We start from the raw sequence: 21,516 nt of genomic DNA, 5'->3' as shown, positions 1-21,516 counted from the left end.
CAGCGTTAATTAATTTGCTTTACCTTAATTTCCGCCGCCGATTTTGGCGGCGGAAATGTCAGTAAGGATAATAGTAATCACACCAATGGATGATACAGATGAAAACAAATTTACTCTTTAATAAAAAAACCGTGTTCTCTTTTGAAGTTTTTCCCCCTAAAAAAACGTCACCTTTAGAGACAATCTATAGCACATTGCGTGAACTTGGTTACTTCAAACCTGATTTTATCAGTGTTACTTATGGCGCAGGTGGTAGTTTGAATGGTCAAACGACAATTGATATCGCCCACGCTGTCAAACATACTTATGGCATTGAAAGTGTTGCTCATTTGCCAGGAATTAATTTTGATAAAGCAGAAATGCAAAAAATTCTTCATGATCTTAAATGTGCCGGTATCGATAATGTGCTTGCTTTGCGAGGCGATATTAGCCCAACAGTTACACCTAAAGATGATTTTCGCTATGCCAGCGAGCTGGTTTCATTTATTAAAGAAAATGGTGATTTTAATGTGATTGGGGCCTGTTATCCTGAAGGACATCTTGAAGCATCAACGCTAAAACAAGATTTAATACATTTAAAAGAAAAGGTGAGTGCAGGAACAGATCAACTCATATCACAGCTATTTTTTGATAATGACTATTTTTATACTTTCTTAGACAAAGCCCGTGATATGGGAATTAATGTACCAATTGAAGCAGGGATTATGCCGGTAACGAACAAAAACCAAATTGAACGTATGGTATCGATGTGTGGCGTAAATCTACCGAAGAAATTCAAACAGATGATGGAGAAATACGAGCATCACCCTGATGCGTTCCGTGACGCCGGTATTGCTTATGCTATCGATCAGATTGTTGATTTAGTTTCACAAAATGTTGACGGTATCCATTTGTACACCATGAATAATAGCTATATTGCTAGAAGAATTAGTGAAGCTGTATCAACGCTACTGGCTGTACCGAAATCAGAATAGTTTATTATTAAGAATAATTTAGAATAGATTTTTGAGGAATTGGTTGCGGGGGCTGGATTTGAACCAACGACCTTCGGGTTATGAGCCCGACGAGCTACCAAGCTGCTCCACCCCGCGTCAAAGAGGTGGCTATATTATAGTAATAAAATAATAAAGCAATACCTTTTTGCTTAAGCGAGCTAATTTTAAACATTTTTAAACAAATAAATACGGTTTTTTTACTAAAACGTAGGGTGTTTCTGAAACTTCTTGACAAGATTTGCTTGTTTTTTAGTTATAATGATTTAGGTTTGAGTAAAAATTATTCATTTCATTCAAAAAGGAGTATTTATGTCAACTGAGTATCATGGGACATGTTTATGTGGCAAAGTTAAGTTGGTTGTCCCTTTCAAAAACTTACATTTAAGTGCCTGTCACTGTGAAACCTGTCGGAAGTGGAGTGCCGGACCTTTTATGTCATTAATGTATAACGGTGAGCTTACCGTAGAAGGTCAAGACAATATACATCATTATCCTTCATCACAATGGGCTGAAAGAGCATTTTGTCAGCAGTGCGGATCTCACCTTTATTATCATTTAACCGGCACACAAAATTATTATCTTGCTGCCTGGATTTTTAATGATATTAAGAATTTGGATTTTACATCAGAGGTCTTTATTGACAAAAAACCAACTTGTTACGCTTTTGCTAATCCGACGCAGAAACTGACAGAGGCCGATATTTTAGCTATAGTCAATCAAAATTCTAAATAAATACAATTAATTAAATCGTCGACAATTTAAATAAAAATTTACTTATAATTTGGATATAGCAAATAAATAAGATGCAACATTAGTCAATGGCAAGTGATTAAGGTTTATTTAGCGTAAAGTTAATACAAGTGCGAAAAGCCTGCAAATTATCACCATTTTTAAATCAACCTTAGTACTATATTTTAATCGTACTAAGGTTCTTGTTTTGCGCAAATCTGTCAGCCGCTATGTATTTTACAGGCTTACTTTTTAGCCAATATTTATGTATAAAGTGTTTGCAATGAAACAACATATTGTGCTGGATCGCAGTCTAAAGCGGCAGTTGTGGCATAAGCCGCATTCATCGTGGTATCGTAATGAACTTTATATTGAATAGCACTACGGCGTAGGATTTTCGATGCCTCAATAGCAGCCCGTCCAGATGTGGTATTGAGAATATAGCTATATTCGCCATTTTTAATATGGTCATGAATATTGGGGCGCCCTTCATTCTCTTTTTTAACCATTTGGCAGGGTATGCCAGCTTGTTGTAATGCCTTAGCAGTACCAAAAGTAGCATCAATACTAAAGCCATGTGCAATTAATCGTTTAGCGATCGCTAACAAGCGAGTTTTGTCTTGATCACGAACAGATAGCAAAGCTTTTCCTGATTTTTTCATACTTGATAAGCTACCAAGTTGTGCTTTGGCAAAGGCTTCGGCAAAAGTTTTACCAATTCCCATCACTTCACCGGTTGAACGCATTTCAGGCCCCAAAATTGGGTCAACGCCACTAAATTTATTAAACGGTAATACCACCTCTTTTACTGAGTAATAAGGCGGTATGACTTCTTCGGTGATATTTTGTTTAGCAAGTGATTTCCCGGTCATAACTCGTGCAGCGATTTTCGCTAGTGGCAAACCGGTAGCTTTCGACACAAATGGCACGGTGCGAGCGGCTCGAGGGTTGATTTCAATCAAATAAATTTGGTTATCTTTGACGGCAAATTGTCCATTCATAAGCCCTTTTACATTAAGCTCTAACGCTAACTGTTTAGCTTGCTTGCGCAATTGGTCTAAAATTTCCGGGCTTAAAGTATATGTTGGTAATGAACAAGCAGAATCACCCGAGTGAATACCCGCTTGTTCAATATGCTCCATAATACCGCCAATGACGATTTGCTCGCCGTCGGCAATCACATCAATATCAACTTCAATAGCATCATCTAAAAAGTGATCAAGTAGTACTGGAGCATTATTCGATTCACTGACTGCGGTTTTAAAATAACGCCTTAAATCTTGCTCGTTATACACAATTTCCATTGCTCGACCACCAAGCACATAAGACGGTCTGACCACTAATGGATAGCCAATTTGTTCGGCTTTAATCACCGCATCTTCAATATCGGTAACCGTTGCATTAACTGGCTGTTTTAACTTTAACTTATCGACAATCGACTGAAAACGTTTGCGATCTTCAGCTTGATCTATCGCATCTGGCGAGGTACCAATAATCGGTAGCCCAGCGACTTCAAGCGCTCTGGCTAATTTTAATGGTGTTTGCCCGCCGTATTGTACGATTACGCCATTTGGTTTTTCGACGTGAGCAATTTCAAGCACATCTTCCAGTGTGACTGGCTCAAAGTAGAGTCGATCTGAGGTATCATAATCGGTAGATACCGTTTCCGGATTACAGTTAACCATAATTGTTTCATAACCGTCTTCACGGAGCGCCAGCGCTGCATGTACACAACAGTAATCAAACTCAATACCTTGTCCAATTCGATTAGGTCCACCGCCTAATATCATAATCTTAGGGCGAATGAATTGTGGTTTAGCTTCGCACTCTTGTTCATAGGTTGAGTAAAGATAAGCTGTATCGGTCGAGAATTCCGCCGCGCAGGTATCAACTCGTTTATATACAGGATGAATATCGTATTGGTTTCGTCGATCACGAACGTCTTGTTCTTCAACATTCAACAGTTTAGCAATACGTAAATCTGAAAAACCTTTACGCTTAAGTTGCCATAATGATTCTGAATTAAGGCGAGCGAATGATTGCGATTTTAGTTGGTTTTCAAGGCTGATAAGTTCTTCAATTTGCACTAAAAACCAGCGATCGATATTCGTTAATGTGAAAATTTCATCTAAACTAAAGCCGGCTCGAAAAGCGTCAGCAATATACCAAATTCGTTCAGCGCCCGCTTCTTGCAGTTCATAACGTATTTTGCTGAGATTTTTTTCATCATCATAATTGTCAATTTTCGGATCAAAACCACACGCACCGACTTCAAGCCCTCGTAGCGCTTTTTGTAATGATTCTTGAAAAGTCCGCCCAATAGCCATCACTTCACCCACTGATTTCATTTGGGTTGTTAGACGATCATTACACCCGGCAAACTTTTCGAAATTAAAGCGGGGTATTTTTGTCACCACATAGTCGATTGAAGGCTCAAATGACGCTGGCGTTTTACCTCCGGTAATATCATTAGATAGCTCATCAAGGGTATAGCCAACCGCAAGTTTGGCTGCAATTTTTGCGATTGGAAAACCGGTTGCTTTAGATGCTAATGCTGATGAGCGTGATACCCTTGGATTCATTTCAATTACAATCAAGCGTCCGGTTTTAGGATCAACCGAAAATTGTACATTCGAACCACCTGTTTCAACGCCAATTTCACGAAGTACCGCTATCGATGCGTTACGCATGATTTGATACTCTTTATCCGTTAGTGTTTGAGCTGGCGCAACGGTAATGGAATCCCCGGTATGAATGCCCATAGGGTCAACATTTTCAATCGAACAGACAATGATGCAGTTATCATTTTTATCTCGTACCACTTCCATTTCGTACTCTTTCCAACCAATTAATGACTCATCAATGAGGAGTTCATTGGTCGGTGACAGATCAAGTCCTCGGGTACAAATTTCATCAAATTCTTGAGTGTTATAAGCAATCCCGCCACCGGTTCCCCCCATAGTAAAAGAAGGGCGGATAATGCAAGGAAAGCCAACTTGTTCAAGTACGGCATAAGCCTCTTTTAATGAGTGAGCAATGCCGGAACGGGCAGTATCAAGACCAATTTTTTTCATGGCTTGATCAAAACGTTTGCGATCTTCAGCTTTATCAATTGCATCAGCGGTAGCGCCGATCATCTCGACATTAAATTGTTTTAAAATGCCTCTTTTATCCAGTTCTAACGCACAATTGAGCGCTGTTTGTCCGCCCATGGTGGGCAAAATGGCATCGGGTCTTTCTTGTTCAATAATTTTACTCACCGTTGTCCAATCAATCGGCTCAATATAGGTTGCATCAGCCATTTCCGGATCGGTCATAATGGTGGCAGGGTTAGAATTGACTAAAATAACCCGATAACCTTCTTCACGCAGAGCCTTACAAGCTTGAGCGCCGGAATAATCAAATTCACAAGCTTGACCAATAACAATTGGGCCAGCGCCAATAATGAGAATGCTATTAATATCTGTTCGCTTAGGCATGTTATTGCTCCTGCTTATAAATTTTAATTAATTCGATAAAGTGATCAAATAGTGGGGCGGCATCGTGAGGCCCGGGACTCGCTTCGGGGTGGCCTTGAAAGCTAAAAGCCGGTTTTTGATTATGATGAATGCCTTGTAGCGAACCGTCGAACAGTGATTTATGCGTCACACGTAAGTGAGTCGGTAAACTCATTTCATCAACGGCAAAACCATGATTTTGGGCGGTAATCATGACTCGATTATTTTCAAGATCTTTAACCGGATGATTACCACCATGATGTCCAAATTTCATTTTTATGGTTTTTGCACCACAAGCCAACGCTAACAGTTGATGCCCTAAACAGATACCAAATATCGGTATGTCAGTAGTTAAAAACTGTTTAATGGCATCAATGGCATAAGTACAAGGTGCCGGATCACCGGGACCATTTGATAGGAATATACCGTCAGGATTTAATGCTAATACCTCCTGCGCAGAGGTTTTTGCCGGAACAATGGTCAATTTACAACCACGTTCAACTAACATCCGTAAGATATTACGTTTTACGCCAAAATCATAAGCCACAACATGATAAGGCAAGGCGTTTTTTGCTACTGGGTGTTCTTGCTCTCTTGTCCATACACCTTGTGTCCACAAATAGCTTTTTGTACAGGTGACTTTTTGGGCTAAGTCCAGTCCGGATAATCCTTTAAAATCGATCGCCATTTGTTTAGCAGTATCGGCTTTTTCAAGTAAAGTTTCTCTATCGTTTGCGGTGATAATCACGCCATGCTGAGCCCCTTTTTCACGCAAGATTCGAGTTAAACGGCGAGTATCGATATCGGCAATGGCAATAACATTATGCTGTTTTAAATAGCTCGATAAATCGAGCTCATTGCGATAATTGCTGGCTAATAGTGGTAAATCACGAATAATCAGCCCTTTTGCATAAACTTGATTAGATTCAGCATCGGCATTGTTAGTGCCGACATTACCTATATGGGGGTAAGTTAACGTGACCAATTGCTCGCAATAGGAAGGGTCGGTGAGTATTTCTTGATAACCTGTCATTGAGGTATTAAAAACGACCTCACCAACAGTTTCTCCATCAGCACCGATTGATTTACCGATAAATTGTGAACCGTCTTGTAATATAAGGAGGGCATAAGTTTGCATGGCTAAGAGACCTTTTGATTAAATAAACACTATTTATGAATAATAATTCACATAAATGCTTTTTCAGCAACTCATTAATTGGTCATTTTATTACAATTTTTTAAACAAAAAAAGCGTTATTATAAAAAATAATTAAATAATAAAATCTAATTTTTTAGACAATTCAATAACTAAAAAGGACATTTTATAAATTTAAAACGTTTAACTTGAAATTGCATAATTATTCAAATAGAATCGTATCAATATTTACCGCTATCAGGAGCTCAATATGTATGGTTTTTATCAACGTCATTTTTTACGTTTACTCGACTTTACCCCAGCAGAAATTAACCAGCTGATTCAACTTGCTATTGAATTAAAAAAAGCAAAAAAACAAGGTAACGAAAAACAACATTTGGTTGGCAAAAATATTGCCTTAATTTTTGAAAAAGATTCAACCCGTACACGTTGTGCTTTTGAAGTCGGTGCATATGATCAAGGTGCTCAAGTCACCTATTTAGGGCCAAGTGGTAGTCAAATCGGGCATAAAGAGTCGATTGCTGATACAGCTCGAGTACTCGGACGCATGTATGACGGTATTGAGTATCGAGGTTATGGGCAAGATATTGTTGAAACTTTGGCAAAATATGCCGGTGTGCCGGTTTGGAATGGTTTAACGACTGAGGCGCATCCAACGCAAATTTTAGCAGATTTTATGACCATGAAAGAGCATATCGGCGAGCGCCCACTTAATAGCGTTAAATTTGCTTATTTAGGCGATGCTCGTAATAACATGGGCAATTCGTTAATGGAAGGCGCAGCCTTAATGGGTATGGAGATCCGACTAGTGGCACCTAAAGCGTGCCAACCTGAATTAGAGCTTGTTCAAAAGTGCCAAGAGATAGCTAAAACAACAGGCGCTAAAATCGTTTTAACTGAAGATGTCGCTGAAGGTGTGAAAGGTGTTGATTTTCTTTATACCGATGTATGGGTTTCCATGGGCGAACCGAAAGAAGTGTGGGATGAGCGAGTGAAATTATTAACCCCATACCAAGTCAATCAAAATGTAATCAAATTAACAGAGAATCCAAATGTTAAATTTATGCATTGCTTACCGGCTTTCCATGATATGAATACCACAGTAGGTCAACAAATGGCTGCCCAGTATGGTTTGAAAAATGGTTTAGAAGTGACAAATGAAGTCTTTGAATCTAAACATAGCATCGTTTTTGATGAAGCCGAAAATCGCCTGCACACGATCAAAGCAGTAATGGTTGCAACCTTAGCTAAAGACTAATAATATAGCTAAATATTATTAGTGCTGGCTAAAGTTAGCTAAGCAAATTTTTTGCCGACCTCAAGTCGGCATAATTTTATCAACCGATTATCATCAGAATGACGAAACAAGCACGCAATAAAGATTTTAAAAAATACCTAAAACTCACTAATCCAATTCATTTTTTAGCGGTCGGATTAGGCAGTGGGCTATCACCCATTATGCCTGGTACTATGGGATCATTAATGGCGATACCACTGTGGCTTTTATTTTTGGGTTTACAACCTGCTTTATATTGGGTTTTTATTTTAGTGACGTTTGTGTTTGGTTGTTATATTTGCCAAAAAACGTCGGATGATACCCATACTCATGATTCGGGTCATATTGTTTGGGATGAATTTGTCGGTATGTGGATAACGCTGTATTTCATTCCTCAATTTTCAATACTATGGGTGACGATTGCTTTTGTCGCATTTAGATTGTTTGATATGGCCAAACCTTGGCCTATTCGTTGGTTTGATAAGCGTGTGCCGGGCGGTTTTGGTATTATGGTCGACGATGTTATCGCCGCCATATTCTCTTCTTTATCTGTTTATGTATTAATATTTATCATTTAAAGATAGTTTACCTTTAAATGATAATTTTCTTAACATAACGATTAAATTCAAAACATCTTTTGTGACCAACCTAGTTTGCTTGAAAGATTATTAAAATAATCATAATCCTTAGAATGAATTAAATTAAACTCATAATCTGAGCGACGAATAATTACCTCTTGTGTTGGTTTAACAGGCAAGATAATTTGGCTATCGCAAGCAACATTAAGATCCAAAGCTGTTGTTGGAAATTTAAGATGGATAGGATTATCACTCTTAATCACTAATGGTCTGACCGCTAAAGAGTGTGGAAACATTGGTGTGATAATTAACGCATCTAAGTGCGGCGCAAGGATTGGCCCACCAGCTGATAACGAGTAAGCAGTCGATCCTGTGGGCGTTGCAATAATTAAACCATCAGCTCGTTGTGAAAATGCATTGCGCTCATTGATATACACATCATAATCAATCATATGCGCAACAGTATTCGGTGTAACTACAATTTCATTTACAGCAAAACCAGAATTAATTAACCGACCATCACTGTAGATAGACACTTCCAATAAAAACCGAGGATCATCATCATAGTCCCCTTTGATAACAGGAGTTAATTGCTCAATAACATGATCATGGGAAATATCGGTTAAAAAGCCTAAATTACCTCGATTTACTCCAATCACTTTAATTTTATAGTGCGACAATTGACGTGCCGAACGTAGCATATTACCATCACCACCGACAACAATGGCTAAGTCGGCTTGCTCACCAATCGTATCTAAAGTTGCGTATACACTACTAGGAAATTTTATATACTGCGCTAACCGATCTTCAACTAAAACTTGAATACCTAAGTTAACTAGCCAGTCATATAGAACCTGATGAGTTTCAATCGCCTCTAATTTACGTGGAATCCCAACCAAACCAACACATTTAAATGGTATACCCATAAAATATCCTTGTTTTTTTAACTTAAATATAAAGATTTTTTAGTTACCGATTAAAAAACACGATATCATCTTATCGTTAAACTTGTAATAATAAAAATTGCCCCCATAATAACTGTTATTCATTAAGTTTTCGACTAAATTTGGAGTACCGTATGACTGAACAAGAGAATAATATGTCAGAAAATGAAACAAACATTGAAGTCCCAGCTGAGCAAACTACTGAAGAACAAACGCCATCTCAACCAAGTGTTGAAGAGCAGTTAAAGGCCAAAGATACCCGTATTGCTGAACTTGAACAAGCATTAGAAATTGCTAAAAAAAATGAAAGTGAAGCAATGATTCGTGCTCGAGCTGAAATTGATAACGTGCGCAAACGTGTTGAACAAGATGTGGACAAAGCACGTAAATATGCTCTTGAGAAATTCTCAAATGAGCTTTTACCTGTAATTGATAATCTTGAACGCGCATTAGAATCTACAGATAAAAATAATCCAGAACACAAAGCAACTGTAGAAGGATTAGAGTTAACATTAAAATCGTTTTTAGATACGGTCAAAAAATTTGGTATTGAAGTGATAAATACTGCTGATTCACAATTAAACCCTGATCTACATCAAGCGATTAGTATGGTTGAATCACCAGAACATCAATCAGGACAGATCGTCAATACTATCCAAAAAGGCTATACACTCAATGGTCGACTTATCCGACCTGCTATGGTGATTGTAGCTAAATAATGAAAGCTTAAATAAAAAACCGCCAAATTAATGGCGGTTTAATTTATCGATTCTTTTGCTCTTCACGAGCTAGCTTTTTCATCTTTTGCTCAATACGTTGACGCTTTAATGGCGAGAGATAATCGACAAAGAGTTTACCTTTTAAGTGATCCATTTCATGCTGGATACAAATTGCCAATAGTTCATCAGCATCAATTTCATAAGGTTTACCATTACGATCTAATGCCTTGATTTTGATTTTTTCTGATCTTGGAACAAATCCACGGCAGTCAGGTATCGACAAACATCCCTCTTCAATGCCAGTTTCACCTTCTTGGCTTATCACCTCAGGATTGATAATCACATAAAGTTGGCTTCTATCTTCCGACACATCAATCACAATAATCTGCTCATGTACATCTACTTGTGTAGCTGCAAGTCCAATACCATTTTCGGCATACATGGTTTCAGTCATGTTATCGATAATGTTTTGTAGCTCTGGTGTAAAATTAGAGACAGGCTTTGCAATTTTGCGAAGTCGTTCGTCTGGGAAACGTAATACCGGTAAAATAGCCATAAATTCTTCGATCTACTCCTCAATTTTGTATTTTTTCAAATTCGCCTACATTGTAAACATTTATTATGCCTATGAATAGATTTAGTTGACTATTACTAAAATATATCTAATCAATCCTTCTAGATATGGCACTAAGCAACAATGTAGAGGAAAAAGGACTGTAATGAGTAAATATGAGTTTTTGTTACGAATTTCAATGCTTGGTCAGAAAAGAAAGGGATATTTCGAGCAAATTGCTCACTATTTTAGTGCTGGTCTACCTAATAAAATAAGAGATGTATCGCTATTATTGGAAAAAATAGGTTTATCCAAAACTCTCCAAGATCGTTTTTTTGAAACATCTTATCTTCATTTTGAGCCAATACTCGATTGGTTGGCAACACCTTACCCAGCCAAACATTTGATCGCTTATTGTGATTCCGATTATCCAATGTTACTTAAGCAAATTAGTTCACCACCATTATTGTTATTTGTTATGGGTAATAGGCAATTATTACATTCACCACAAATTGCCATGGTTGGTAGCCGTGAATTTAGTGAATATGGTGCACAATGGGGAAGATATTTCGCTGGCGAATTAGCAATTAATGGTTTAACAGTCACTAGCGGATTAGCATTGGGTTTAGACGCTATTTGCCATAGAGGGGCTCTTGAGGTATCAGGAAATACTATAGCTGTTTTAGGTAGTGGATTAGCTCAAATCTCACCACGCTCAAACCTCCGATTGGCAAATGATATTTTGGCACAAAATGGCGCCATCATTTCAGAATTTTATCCATTTGAAAAAGCAAGATCCGAATACTTTCCACGTCGCAATCGTATTATTAGTGGATTAAGTTTAGCAACCTTTGTGGTTGAAGCATCTGAAAAAAGTGGATCACTAATCACTGCTCGTTATGCGCTTGAACAAAATCGCGATGTATTTGCCTTACCGGGTGATATCGATAATCAAAATAGTCATGGAACCCATTATTTAATCAAGCAAGGGGCTTATCTAGTCACTCACCCAACTGATATTTTAGAACACTATAGTGGCTTTTTATCAACAATAAATAGACAAAATAGTGTTGAGAATAAAGAGAGTAATACTGTTTTATATCCTGAAATTTTTGCCGTTATTCGTCATCACCCAATTCCAGTTGATACAATTGCGGCCCTGGTTAATTTACCCATTCCAGAACTCACTATTAAATTATTAGATATGGAGATAGCAGGATTGATTATCACCGTTACTGGTGGTTACATTCGTAATCGGACAAAATAGAAAATTGTATTGCAAAAAAAGTTGAGGAGCGGGGTTTTTGAGCATAAAAAACCGCTGTAAAACCACAGCGGCTTATCAAAATAATAAGTGATTTATTTGTCGTCTACTTCAAGAGCGATTTCAGATAAGATAATGCCGGTATTATCAGCATAAATAAAGTCACCAGAGAAGAAAGTCACACCACCAAAATTAACACGAATATCAATTTCACCAACGCCTTGATCATCTGAGCCAACAGGAATTGCTGCAAGTGCTTGAACACCAATTTCAGCATCAGCAATATAATCAACTTGGCGCACAGCACCATAAACGATGATACCTTCCCATTGGTTTTGCAGTGCAATATCGATTAATTCCGCATCTATCAATGCTCGGCGCACAGAACCACCACCATCAATAACCAATACTTTACCTGCCCCATTGGATTGTAATACTTCGTACAATATACCGTTATCCTCAAAACATTTCACTGTGACGACCTGGCCTGAAAACGAAGCTACACCACCAAAATTACTAAATATCGGTTCTACGACATTAACATCTTCTGGGTAGTAATCACAAAGAATTGATGTTTCAAACTCCATGGTAGAGTCTCCTTTAACTGTAATATTCATTCGATTCTAGTATAACGCTAACATTAAGTAAAACGATATAAATTTAGAATAAACGTGAGCTAGCTCAAAATAATACCCAAACAATAAAGTAAATTAGTTAATAAAGCAAGTTTGACCATTTGTATTAGTAACGGTGCAGCGTCATTAACCGTCTTAAATTTAAACACCGAATTGATATGTTTTATATACAGTGGTAATGTTAATAAAAAAAGTCCGCTCCAAAAAGTATGTAGATTTTTGTAAGCAAATAAACTAAATAGACACAATGATATAATTAATAAAAGTAAGTGATAACAGCAACCGTAAGTTTTACCAATTAGCACAATCAATGTTCGTTTATGATGTTGTTTATCGCTTTCATAATCGCGTAGATTATTAATATTAAGTACTCCAACCGCTAATAATCCACTAGCAATTGCAGGTAAGATGAGTCGTGTCGATAACACTTTAGTCTGTAAGTAATCACTGCCAATTACCCCAACCAGTCCAAAAAAGATAAGGACAGAGAAATCACCTAATCCAATATAACCATAAGGTTTTTTCCCCATCGTATAGGTAATTGCTGCAATGATTGAGCATAATCCTAACAAGACAAAAATCAGAAGTTGTCGATAGTTGTTGCACGCTAAAATAAGTAATGCAAGCCCTGAAGTAATACATAATAAAACGGTAATCCAAAGCGCTATTTTTAGTTGATTAAGCGTGATTAAACCTAATTGTAATCCCCGTTTATGCCCTGTTAAATTTTGTTGGTCACTGCCTTTAATTGCATCACCGTAATCATTAGCCAAATTGGATAAAATTTGTAATAACGATGCGGTAATGATTGATAGTAGCATAATCAATGGGTCAAAAGACCGTTGCCAATATGCTAGCGAATTTCCCATCAAAATAGCCGAAAGCGATAATACTAACGTTTTAGGGCGTAAACTAATAATCCATGGATAATATTTATTGGACATACGTTATTTATTTGAAAAATTTAAGCATTCATCATAACAGCTATTGATTGTATATTCACGTTTTAGCATTAACTAATTGAAGGTTTATTATTAACTTTTTTAGTATTTGAACGCACAAAGTTTTTTATTTTTTTGAAATATCTTCTCATCTTTCCTTCGCGTAGTGCTGCAATAAAAAAGCCTAGCGAACCATATATGACTCCGAGAAATAGAATCATAAATATATTAAATACATTATCTGACAAACCTAACCCCATCTGATTTACACCAGCAATCATATTTGTTGCCCATGTAGATGGTAACATTCGCGATACCGTTTGTACCCATAACGGCATAGCATCAAGAGGCCATATAGTACCGGATAGGTAAAATACGGGGGTAGTCAAAAAGGCTAAGGTTAGGTAAATCATCTCGGTTCGATGTAAACATTCAGTGAGTAATTTACTCAACCCCAACACCGCTAATAATAGCGGAAATGTCATAATAATAATTTCGGGTATGCTTGCTAATTGCCTATAGCCAAGAACCCAAGGCCATAATCCAAAGAGGACTAAAGACAAAAAGAGCCATATTGGTATAAGACCGCATAAACTTCCGAATATAACAATCTTTGGTGGTTTACCTTGGGGCAAGGAGTGCAAGGTGATATTGGTACGCGTTGAGGCAATCAAAAAGGAGTGTTGCAACAACATGACGAGTAATCCAGGAAAAGTTATCGCCGCAAAACTAATCCCGGCATTATAAAGCGGCATCGTTTGCCCTTTTATTGGCGATAAGATGATATTAATCTGCGGATCAGAAAAACCAGCATTGCGCATTACCCGCGTATTATATTCGGTTAATATTTGTTGATATATTCCTCTAATATCAACTTGTATTAGACCATTAGCTAGACGGCTAGAAGCATCACCATAAGCAGGAATTGTCACCTCTTCACCGTTTAAAAGACGTTTTTCGAAATTTCTTGGAATGGTAAATACCGCAAATAATTTACGACTGTTAATATCATCATAAGCTTCTAATGAATTTTCATAAGTAAGCACATCGATTTTAGAGCTAGTATTTAAAGATCGAATCAAACTTCGACTTGTAGCGCTATGATCCTGATCAACAATTGCTACCGGCAAATTGGTGATGGTGCCATTAATATAAACTAAGCTCATTAATGAAACAGAAACTAATAGCAATAACCACATTGGTCGCATTAGCATATAAAAAAACATTTTTATAGCTGAAGATAAAAATAGCTTAAGCATCCAAATATTGCCTCTTACTGTGAATGTAAACGTTTGACTAAACGTTTTCTAACTAACACTGTAATAATTATTGGATAGATCATTAAAATCCCACATGTTTTTAATACAGATAGATAACTGGAATGTCGTAAAAAGAGATCGAATAATTTATTCAGTGCATAAGTTAAAGGCTCAAGTGACGAAATAAATCTTGCTATCCAAGGCATCGACAATTCAGGCACCACTACTCCTGAATAGGTCAACGCAAGCCCCACCAATACCCCAATATAGGTATATGCATCTAATACTGTTTTAGTAAATGTATAAAGCAAAATACCAATACTTTGCGCAGCAATAACATAAAAGAATACCACCAGCATCATAGCAAATGGCGAACCAGATACGCGCGCATCAGAAAATAAAACCAGCATAGCTATTTCAAACATCAATAACATGGTATACCAGATGGTATAAGGAGCTAGTTTACCTAATACAAATGGATAATTAGGCCGAGTCCGTTTAGGTAATCGCGATAAAATATGAATTGTTGTGGTCACTACAAATAATTGTAACAAATGAACTACCGCGGAAAATTGCTGGAAGTACATTGAGTTACCACTGGCATTAAATAACCCATCATAATTGAAATTAACTTGAGAAAGCTTAGGTACGGGCAAACCAATACTGGTTGACATGGTCGTCCGATATTGCGTATTTAATGAAGCAATTAGGCCGGAATAGTCCATAATAGAGTATAAGCCAGCACTATAATATAAAGCATTATAATAAAGCATCGGCGTTGGTTGACGACCAGCTAATACATCGGCTTCAAAATTAGGCGGTATGTAGAGAATGGCGTAGATTTTAGCTTTTTCTAAATCACGTTCAGCCATTTTTAACTGATTATCATAATTAATTAGATTTGCGTGCGCGCCAGCGTTAAGATCCCGAATAATTTCACGAGATAAGGTACTTTTATCTTGATCAACATAACCTACTGGAAGATCAAATAATACACCTCGATAAAATATACTGCTGATGATCACAAAAATAATCAGCGGTAAAATCCACATTAACCAATGGAAAGTAAAACGCTTAAATATAACTGGAATTTCATCGTTAAATGCTTCTTTAAAGCGATGCCAGAAATCTGAAATTAGTTGTCTATTTTCCATAATGTACTCATACCTGCGCGTAAGCCTTCAACAGGTTTAGTTGGATAAAGTCTAATTTCAAAGGTTTTCAAATCGAAATCACCCGTTGCTCGAGTAGCACGTTTAGTTGCATAATCGCCCATTGGTGAAATAAAACGAACTTCCGCTTCAACTTCTTTATTGCCAAGCGCTGGAACTTCCAACTTAACATGGTCACCCTTGTGAATATTAGGCATAATATTCTCACGAATATTAAACACAAAATAAGCTTGTGGTAATCGAATAACTGTTAATAGTGGGCTATTTGCATTAAACAGCTCGCCTACTTCGGCAGGGATTGAACCAACCTCACCATCTACAGGCGCCTTGACTTGCAGATCATCATATTGAATCTGTAATTGTTTAAGTTGCTCTTCAGCCTCTTGCAATTTAGCATTATAGATCTCACGCTGTTCAATACGATCACCGTTTTTCGCTTGATCTAAATTGGCTTGGGCTGACAAAACCTGCTGATGAGCTGCATCACGCGTTTTAAGGGCATTATCTAATATTGATTGAGAAACAAAACCTTTTGCCGAAATGGCTTTATTACGATTGTACTCTTTCGAAGCATTATCATAAGAAACTTTTGCTTGTTCCAATAACGCTTCATAATAGCGAATACTTTCTTCACGAGTACCGTTTTGAGAAAGTTCAACTTGCGCTTTTGCTTGATCTCGCCCAGCTTCGGCAGCTTTAACTTGAGCTAAAAGCTCAGGACTGTCAAGCGTAATTAAGACATCATTTTGTTTAACATCATCGCCACGATTGACATGAATTACTTGCACTCGTCCCTTGGCTTTAGAGGATATGCTGACATTAGGTGCATCAACTTCGCCTTGCAAAATAAGCTGGCTGCTATGAGCACGTATTAAGATCGTCATTGAAATTAAAATAACAATCAATGCAATAACAATAAAAATTTTTTTATTCATAAATTTGTTTTGAGTGACAATTGTAAGATAAGGCCTAAAGAACTAGGATAATTGTATGCAATCAAGAATTAACATACTTCAAAAATGATTACTATATCATACGATATAACGCTTTATTTAAACAATCTAAGCTATATTTCTATGCCCAAATAAGGCTAAACGGGATTATTTACAACTATATTGAATGATATTCTATTTCACCCTTAAATAAATTTCAATAATTGTAAACCTCCATTTTAATAGATTTCATTTATAAATGTTATCAGTCAAAAGAAATAGATAAAAACCTACTTATTTAGTATGATATTTTACAATTGAAATAATAAGGCTTGAAATATGCAAAAAATAATTATTATTGGTGGTGGTGCCGGCGGTTTAGAGCTCGCTACTGACCTAGGTGATAAGTTAGGCAAAACGGACAAAGCTCAAATTACCCTAATTGATAAAAACAGTTATCATTTATGGAAACCATTATTACATGAAGTAGCAACGGGTGTACTTGATGAGCAAGTTGATAATATTTATTATGCATCTCAAGGACAACAACATAATTTCGAATTTACCCAGGGTACCTTTACTGACCTTAATCGGGACCAAAAACAAATCACTATTATCAATCATCAAGATGAATCAGTCGCTATTGATTACGACATTTTAGTTATTGCCATTGGTAGTACTTCTAACGATTTTGGTACACCTGGTGTTAAAGAACATTGTATCTTCTTAGACGATCAAAATGCAGCGATTCGCTTGCGAGAAACCTTAATAAATAAATTCACCAGTTTCTGTTCAATTATCGATAATGATCAAAGCACCGACGAAGATAAAATTCGAATTGCTATCGTAGGCGGTGGTGCAACTGGCGTTGAGTTAGCTTCTGAACTACCACACATGGTGGAAGCATTTGGTGCCTGTGGTCGTAATAAGATGTGTTCCGATCTTTTAGATGTGTCGGTTATTGAAGCAACAGATCGTATTTTACCAGCCCTACCAGAAAAGACTGCGGCAAGTATTACTAAAACACTTGAAAAACAAGGTATCCATGTATTAACCAAGACCATGATTACTAAGGCTGATAGCGATGGATTTTATCCAAAAGAAGGCGATACTATTAAAGCCGACATTATGATCTGGACTGCGGGTGTTAAAGCTCCTGATTATTTAAAGGAAATTGCTGGATTAGAGTCAAGTCGTTCAAATCAATTGGTGGTAAAACCAACATTGCAAACTTCTCGTGATGACAATATTTTTGTTATCGGCGATTGCGCTTACGCAATGCAAGACAATGGCCATGCCTCACCACCTACTGCTCAAGCTGCACATCAAATGGCAAAAATTTGTTACGAAAACATTATCAACATATTAGATAATAAGCCATTAAAATCGTTTAAGTATACCGATAATGGCACAATCATTTCTTTACATGATACCGCGCAAGGTGTGGTTAAAATAGCAGGAAAAAGTGAAATGGGTGTAAAGGGATGGTTTGCGCTAATTATTCATCGATTGTTGTATCGAATGCATCAAGCTAGCTTGTTAGGTATTTTCAAAACGATTCGTTTTGCTCGTGCCAGTAAAGTTATGTACAAAACAAAATCGACATCTATTTTCAGTAATCGGGATTAATGACTGAAACACGCCTAAAAGCTACTTAAAATTTATTTAAGTAGCTATTTTAGCTAATAATTTTATAATATTACCTTGATTTGTTTTTTTAATTATAAAATTATGCGTTTTATTTTAATTATTACATTACTTTTCGCTACTTACACAGCGGCCACAGCAGATTATCAACCACTTGATGGCGATATTATTTTCCAATCTTCTCAATCAAACCAAAGCAAAGCGATTGAGCAAGCAACCAAGTCACCTTATAGTCACATGGGAATAATTTTTATTAAAAATGGAAAACCTTATGTCTTTGAAGCAGCATCTAAAGTGGTCTGTACACCGTTTGATAAATGGGTAAATCGAGGAAAAAATAGAAAATATATAATTAAACGCCTAAAAGATCACACTTTATCACAAAAAGAAATTGCTAATTTAAAACGAGTTGCTCATTCATTTGAAAATAAGCCTTACGATATTTGGTTTGGCTGGGATGATAAGTATATTTATTGCTCAGAACTAGTTTGGAAAATTTATAATAAAGCACTTAACTTGAAAATTGGACAATTACAAAAGATTAAAGATTTTAATCTGTCAGCACCAGCAGTTAAACAAAAACTAACTGAACGTTATGGAGATAAGATCCCTTATCAAGAAACCGTTATTTCACCAGTCGCTATATTCAATTCACCATTATTAATAACGGTAGATCAACATTGGTCGAATTAGATAAGTAACAATCTCTTAATTGGAGCAAAACTCTTACGATACAAATGGTTGATACCGTGTGATTCTATAGCCATTAGGTGATCCTTGGTGGGATATCCTTTATGCTTTGCCAATCCATATTGCGGATACAATTTGTCTAATTCAACCATTTCACGATCACGAGTCACTTTCGCAAGAATCGACGCTGCGCTAATTTCAGCAACAAGTAAATCGCCTTTAACGACGGCTTGTGTTTGAATACCAAATTCAGGGCAACGATTGCCATCCACTAAAACATAATTGGGTTTGATTTTTAAACCAGACACCGCCCGTTGCATAGCCAGCATAGTGGCATGAAGAATATTAAGCTTATCAATCTCATCGACTGATGCTCTTGCAACACTCCACGCTAATGCATTTTGCTTGATAATATCAAATAAAGCTTCACGTTTTTTTTCTGTCAGCTTTTTAGAATCGGTTAATCCCTCAATCGGTTTATTTGGATCTAAAATCACAGCAGCAGTAACAACATCACCACACAGAGGGCCTCGTCCAACTTCGTCAACTCCGGCAATTAATGTGGCATCAGGGTAGGTAAATTCTAACAACAATGTGAATCCTCTAATACATCAAGTACAGCTTGTGCTGCTTGTTCATCTGCATTACAACGAATTTGTTTATGCAAAGCTAAAAATGTCGCTTTTAATTCGGTATTATCACTTTCTAAAAAAAGAAGAACATGATTAGCGATATTTTCTGGTGTACAATCATGTTGTAGCAACTCAGGCACTATTTCTTTACCTGCTAAGATATTTGGTAACGACACATAAGGCGTTTTGATTAACTTTTTAGCCAACCAAAACGTAAAAGCTTTCATTTTGTAACCGACAACCATTGGGCATTTAGCTAACATACATTCAAGAGCAACCGTTCCAGACGCTAAAATTGCCGCATTACTGGCAATCATTGCTTCACGAGCATGACCATCTAATAACTGCACATTAAGTTGTGGTGCGATTTCAGCTTTAATTCGCTCAAACTCTTGTCTCCTTTTCTCATTTGCTAAAGGAACCACAATATGTAAATCAGGAAATTTGTCACGTAGCAATTGAGCCGCCTTTAAAAAAGGCTCAGATAATAACGTCACTTCAGCATGACGGCTGCCAGGTAAAAGTGCTAAGCATTGGCAATCAAGCGGGATACCTAATTGTTGACGCATTGCGGTTTGATCTGGTTCTAAAGGAATGTCATCAGCCATTTTATGACCAATAAAACGACAAGGAACATCAAATTTATCGTAAAAGGCTTTTTCAAAAGGAAGAAAAGCTAAGATAAGATTAGTATTTCGTTTAATCTTAAACACGCGCTTTTGTTTCCAAGCCCAGACTGATGGGCTCACATAATGAATAGTTTTAATACCAGCTTGTTTGAGTTTACCTTCTAATGATAGATTAAAATCAGGCGCATCAATACCAATAAATATATCAGGTTTTAGTTCAATAAGACGTTTAGTGATATCTCGACGAATAGCTAAAATACGACGTAATCGACCTAATACCTCGACAATGCCCATCACAGACAGCTCTTCCATTTCATACCAAGCTTTACAGCCTTCAGCTTGCATTTGTGGTCCAGCAATTCCAACAAATTGAATATTTGGATGGTGTTTTTTGAGAGAACGAATTAAACCTGCACCTAAAATGTCACCAGATGTTTCACCAGCGACAAGTGCTACAGTTAAAGCTTTATCAGTCATTAACGAATAATGCCACGAGTCGAACGAGCAAAAAAGTCAGTAAACAGTTGAACTTCAGGGTACTGTTTAGCTAACGATTCAATTTCAACTTTGGCATCGTCAAGGGTTAACCCATTTCGATAAAGAATTTTGTAAGTATTACGAATAGCTTGTAGTGCTTCTTTACTAAAACCTCTACGTTTCAATCCTTCATAGTTAACGCCATGTGGTGTTGCATGATTGCCTTGTGCAATAACATAAGGAGGAACATCTTGGGCAACACCAGAACAACCACCAACCATTACGTGAGATCCGATAACACAAAATTGATGTACAGCTGTCATACCACCAATAATAACATGATTGTCTAACTGCACATGACCGCCAAGCGTTGCATTATTCGCTAAAATACAATTATTACCAATAATACAATCATGAGCAACGTGTGCATTAATCATGAATAAATTATCACTACCAATACGCGTTAACTCCCCCCCTTGAACAGTGCCGCGATGAATCGTCACACTTTCACGAATCATATTACGATCACCAATTTCAGTGCGAGTTGGTTCTCCACGATATTTTAGATCTTGGTTAACTTCACCGATTGAAGCAAATTGATAGATTTGATTATTTTGACCAATTTTGGTGTGGCCATTAACGACAACATGTGATTTTAAAAAAGTTCCATCACCAATTTCAACATGTTCACCAATATAACAAAAAGGCCCGATTTTGACGTTATCACCAATCTTTGCCCCCTTTTCTATTACTGAACTTGGGTGTATTTCCGTTGCCATAGCAATTCCTTA

General features: G+C 37.0%; 20 protein-coding genes and 1 tRNA gene. 8 read left to right on the top strand and 13 right to left on the bottom strand.

Translation table 11 applies throughout. The annotated features are described in order from the left end of the window. Window positions 1–98 precede the first annotated feature (98 nt). On the top strand, window positions 99–974 hold the full coding sequence (metF, locus tag J3U09_RS09070; protein WP_065562711.1) for a methylenetetrahydrofolate reductase [NAD(P)H]: 876 nt from the start codon (window positions 99–101) through the stop codon (window positions 972–974). Window positions 975–1,014: 40 nt separating this feature from the next. Here metF and J3U09_RS09065 read toward each other — a convergent pair. Then, window positions 1,015–1,091: transfer RNA gene (locus J3U09_RS09065), tRNA-Met, on the bottom strand. Window positions 1,092–1,304: 213 nt separating this feature from the next. Here J3U09_RS09065 and J3U09_RS09060 point away from each other — a divergent pair. Further along, window positions 1,305–1,727: a GFA family protein gene (locus tag J3U09_RS09060; RefSeq protein ID WP_267353801.1), complete on the top strand. Its 423-nt coding sequence runs from the start codon at window positions 1,305–1,307 to the stop codon at window positions 1,725–1,727. A gap of 260 nt (window positions 1,728–1,987) precedes the next feature. On the opposite strand, the gene carB is transcribed toward J3U09_RS09060, so the two are convergent. Then, on the bottom strand, window positions 1,988–5,203 hold the full coding sequence (carB, locus tag J3U09_RS09055; RefSeq protein WP_267357961.1) for a carbamoyl-phosphate synthase large subunit: 3,216 nt from the start codon (window positions 5,201–5,203) through the stop codon (window positions 1,988–1,990). 1 nt (window position 5,204) lies between these two features. After that, a complete protein-coding gene (gene carA, locus J3U09_RS09050) occupies window positions 5,205–6,359 on the bottom strand; it encodes a glutamine-hydrolyzing carbamoyl-phosphate synthase small subunit (RefSeq protein ID WP_267357959.1) in 1,155 nt (384 codons plus the stop codon). Between the two features lie 268 nt (window positions 6,360–6,627). On the opposite strand from carA, the gene argF reads away from it, so the two are divergent. Together argF and J3U09_RS09040 are read left to right on the top strand one after the other, a co-directional pair. Further along, the gene (gene argF / locus J3U09_RS09045; protein WP_267353798.1) at window positions 6,628–7,635 is read left to right on the top strand and encodes an ornithine carbamoyltransferase; all 1,008 of its coding nucleotides are present in this window, start codon (window positions 6,628–6,630) and stop codon (window positions 7,633–7,635) included. A gap of 98 nt (window positions 7,636–7,733) precedes the next feature. Beyond that, window positions 7,734–8,231: a phosphatidylglycerophosphatase A gene (locus J3U09_RS09040; RefSeq protein WP_267357957.1), complete on the top strand. Its 498-nt coding sequence runs from the start codon at window positions 7,734–7,736 to the stop codon at window positions 8,229–8,231. Between the two features lie 47 nt (window positions 8,232–8,278). Here J3U09_RS09040 and nadK read toward each other — a convergent pair whose 3' ends face one another. After that, entirely contained in the window at window positions 8,279–9,157 is an 879-nt protein-coding gene (gene nadK, locus J3U09_RS09035; RefSeq protein WP_065733678.1) for an NAD(+) kinase, read from the bottom strand. Window positions 9,158–9,309: 152 nt separating this feature from the next. On the opposite strand from nadK, the gene grpE reads away from it, so the two are divergent. Continuing rightward, window positions 9,310–9,894: a nucleotide exchange factor GrpE gene (gene grpE / locus J3U09_RS09030; protein ID WP_065562718.1), complete on the top strand. Its 585-nt coding sequence runs from the start codon at window positions 9,310–9,312 to the stop codon at window positions 9,892–9,894. A gap of 43 nt (window positions 9,895–9,937) precedes the next feature. On the opposite strand, the gene def is transcribed toward grpE, so the two are convergent. Next, a complete protein-coding gene (def, locus tag J3U09_RS09025) occupies window positions 9,938–10,450 on the bottom strand; it encodes a peptide deformylase (protein ID WP_065562719.1) in 513 nt (170 codons plus the stop codon). A 163-nt stretch (window positions 10,451–10,613) separates the two neighbouring features. Between def and dprA the strand changes: the two genes are divergently transcribed. Then, a complete protein-coding gene (gene dprA / locus J3U09_RS09020; RefSeq protein ID WP_267357955.1) occupies window positions 10,614–11,714 on the top strand; it encodes a DNA-processing protein DprA in 1,101 nt (366 codons plus the stop codon). 92 nt (window positions 11,715–11,806) lie between these two features. Here dprA and rraA read toward each other — a convergent pair whose 3' ends face one another. The 5 genes from rraA to J3U09_RS08995 form a co-directional block, all read right to left on the bottom strand. Beyond that, on the bottom strand, window positions 11,807–12,298 hold the full coding sequence (gene rraA / locus J3U09_RS09015; RefSeq protein ID WP_220225416.1) for a ribonuclease E activity regulator RraA: 492 nt from the start codon (window positions 12,296–12,298) through the stop codon (window positions 11,807–11,809). 89 nt (window positions 12,299–12,387) lie between these two features. Continuing rightward, window positions 12,388–13,290 carry a 1,4-dihydroxy-2-naphthoate polyprenyltransferase gene (locus J3U09_RS09010; RefSeq protein WP_267357953.1) on the bottom strand — a complete coding sequence of 301 codons (903 nt, stop codon included), beginning with the start codon at window positions 13,288–13,290 and terminating at the stop codon, window positions 12,388–12,390. Between the two features lie 68 nt (window positions 13,291–13,358). Then, the gene (locus J3U09_RS09005) at window positions 13,359–14,546 is read right to left on the bottom strand and encodes an ABC transporter permease (RefSeq protein WP_220225418.1); all 1,188 of its coding nucleotides are present in this window, start codon (window positions 14,544–14,546) and stop codon (window positions 13,359–13,361) included. Between the two features lie 14 nt (window positions 14,547–14,560). Beyond that, the gene (locus J3U09_RS09000; protein WP_267357951.1) at window positions 14,561–15,700 is read right to left on the bottom strand and encodes an ABC transporter permease; all 1,140 of its coding nucleotides are present in this window, start codon (window positions 15,698–15,700) and stop codon (window positions 14,561–14,563) included. Next, window positions 15,682–16,653, bottom strand: a complete 972-nt coding sequence (locus J3U09_RS08995; protein ID WP_065562724.1) for an HlyD family secretion protein — start codon at window positions 16,651–16,653, stop codon at window positions 15,682–15,684. The genes J3U09_RS09000 and J3U09_RS08995 overlap by 19 nt, the downstream gene beginning before the upstream one ends. Window positions 16,654–16,989: 336 nt before the next feature. Between J3U09_RS08995 and J3U09_RS08990 the strand changes: the two genes are divergently transcribed. Beyond that, a complete protein-coding gene (locus J3U09_RS08990) occupies window positions 16,990–18,279 on the top strand; it encodes an NAD(P)/FAD-dependent oxidoreductase (RefSeq protein WP_267357949.1) in 1,290 nt (429 codons plus the stop codon). 102 nt (window positions 18,280–18,381) lie between these two features. Next, window positions 18,382–18,990 (top strand): YiiX family permuted papain-like enzyme, encoded by a 609-nt coding sequence (locus J3U09_RS08985; protein WP_267357947.1) that lies wholly within the window; start codon window positions 18,382–18,384, stop codon window positions 18,988–18,990. Here J3U09_RS08985 and rnhB read toward each other — a convergent pair. Genes rnhB through lpxA form a run of 3 tightly spaced genes read right to left on the bottom strand, consistent with a single transcriptional unit; the run spans window position 18,987 to window position 21,504 of the window. Continuing rightward, window positions 18,987–19,577, bottom strand: coding sequence for a ribonuclease HII (rnhB, locus tag J3U09_RS08980; RefSeq protein WP_065733672.1), 591 nt, complete (start codon window positions 19,575–19,577; stop codon window positions 18,987–18,989). The genes J3U09_RS08985 and rnhB overlap by 4 nt on opposite strands. Then, window positions 19,571–20,725: a lipid-A-disaccharide synthase gene (gene lpxB / locus J3U09_RS08975; RefSeq protein ID WP_267357946.1), complete on the bottom strand. Its 1,155-nt coding sequence runs from the start codon at window positions 20,723–20,725 to the stop codon at window positions 19,571–19,573. The genes rnhB and lpxB overlap by 7 nt, the downstream gene beginning before the upstream one ends. Further along, the gene (lpxA, locus tag J3U09_RS08970; RefSeq protein WP_065562729.1) at window positions 20,725–21,504 is read right to left on the bottom strand and encodes an acyl-ACP--UDP-N-acetylglucosamine O-acyltransferase; all 780 of its coding nucleotides are present in this window, start codon (window positions 21,502–21,504) and stop codon (window positions 20,725–20,727) included. Before lpxA ends, lpxB begins: the two co-directional genes overlap by 1 nt. Window positions 21,505–21,516: the final 12 nt, after the last annotated feature.

The organism is Gilliamella sp. B2889 (genome assembly GCF_026536885.1).
Lineage (GTDB): Bacteria > Pseudomonadota > Gammaproteobacteria > Enterobacterales > Orbaceae > Gilliamella > Gilliamella apicola_E.
This window is presented reverse-complemented; position numbering and strand designations above follow the sequence as displayed.